1 protein-coding gene is annotated in these 722 nt (G+C 69.4%); it reads right to left on the reverse strand.

What is annotated here, in order from left to right:
• The coding region (locus GL263_RS27530; RefSeq protein WP_267132803.1) for an FtsK/SpoIIIE domain-containing protein at positions 1–722 on the reverse strand (722 nt) is incomplete at both ends.

The raw sequence follows: 722 nt of genomic DNA on the forward strand, positions 1-722 counted from the left end.
GGGGGCGGGGGGTTACGTTGCCTATGAGGTCGGATTCTGAGGGGTCGCCGGAGAGGACGATGCCCTGGGCGCCGAGTTCCTTCATACGGGTGAGGAAGGGTTCGTACATCGCGCGGGAGGCGCCGGCGGTGTTGCGGGCGATGATGAAGCGGATGCCGATGTCGCGGGCGTAGGGGAGATGCTCGACGAGTTGGTCGAGCGGGTTTCCGGTGGAGGTGGCGACGAGGTCGAAGTCGTCGACGACCACAAAGAGGCGGGGGCCGGACCACCAGCTGCGGTCGCGGAGCTGCTGGGGCGTGATGTCGGCCTGCGGGGCGCGCTTCTCCATGAGTTGGCGGATGCCGTCGGCCTGGGCTTCGAGGGCGGCGGCGAGGGGCGCGTACTCGACGAGGTAGTCGTCGGGGACTGTCTCCAGCAGGGTGCGGCGGAAGTCGCAGACGGCGAACTTGGCCTCGTCGGGTTGGTAGTACTCGGTGAGCTGCTTGACCAGGAGCCGGATCGTGGCGGTCTTGCCGGACTCGGTGTCGCCGAGGACGAGGAGGAAGGGGTCGGTTTCGAAGTTGAGGAAGACGGGGGCGAGGGCGGCCTCGTCAAGGCCGATGGCGATGCCCTGGTCCGGGTGCTCGAAGCCCTTGGGGATCTCGTCGGAAGGGACGCGGCGGGGGAGGAGGCGGACGCGGGGCGCGGGGCTGCCGGGCCATGCGGAGCGGACGGCGTTGACG

It is taken from the genome of Streptomyces durbertensis (assembly GCF_014156695.1).
Lineage (GTDB): Bacteria > Actinomycetota > Actinomycetes > Streptomycetales > Streptomycetaceae > Streptomyces > Streptomyces durbertensis.